At 38.0% G+C, this 866-nt stretch carries 1 pseudogene; it reads right to left on the reverse strand.

Annotated elements, in window-relative coordinates:
- Nucleotides 1–232: pseudogene (locus ACS8FC_RS15975) on the reverse strand (hypothetical protein); the annotation flags it as partial.
- Between the last annotated feature and the right edge of the window lie 634 nt (nucleotides 233–866).

An 866-nucleotide genomic window follows, 5' to 3' on the forward strand; every position in this document is an offset into this window, starting at 1 on the left:
AGCTATCAGAGCGAATGTCTATGACTTGATAGCCTTTGCGGCGTAAGTCTTGGCGTAGCTGCTGGCTGACGCGGTTGAAGCTATCGTTCTGCCGATTATTATCACCACGATATATGGGCTGGTTATCATAGCCTGGACCAACGACAGCACAACCGACAGTGGTACCCAATAGAGCAACGATAAGACCAGTAGATATGGCTGTCTTAAAGGAGAACGGTTTTAGAGTTTTCATAATGCAATATCCTATAAGGTTTTAGAGAGCTTGCGATAAGAATGCTCATATGAGTCAAAGGTAGGAGATTCTAAAATATGTTGATACAGCCATAATCAGATAGGTATTAAGAGCTACCATCACTAAAAAAACTATTTTTAGAAATGTTTTCTTACATTATCTATCATAGGATACAAAGCTTTATATTAAGTGTCATTTGCGTTAATAAGTTGTAATTATTGAGAATAATTAAATCGTTGTAAGCATCTGCTTACACGCAAGGACGTTTACGCGACTTAACATGAGAGTGAGAGTTAGGCATTATGGTTACACGGCATTAGGGAATGTGACTCAAGGATTGAGTTGACCGTATTAAGGATAATGATTCAACTATTAGCATCAGGATGATAATAGTAGTTGAAGTAAGGACACATACCCATTGCTGATAGCAGCAGTTAAGATTAGATGCTGTATGCAGTAATAAGGGCAGGATGCCCAGTATCACAATCACTGAATATTTGTGCAAGGATGCATAGAAAGCAGTCGTGATAGGTAACATGGATAGTTAACAATAAAACCGCATAACAATTTATTGCTATGCGGTTTTATCGTGTCTGGACGATGCTAATTATTTTGATTAGCTGATATTAGCTTT

This window comes from Psychrobacter sp. 1Y4, assembly GCF_051847555.1.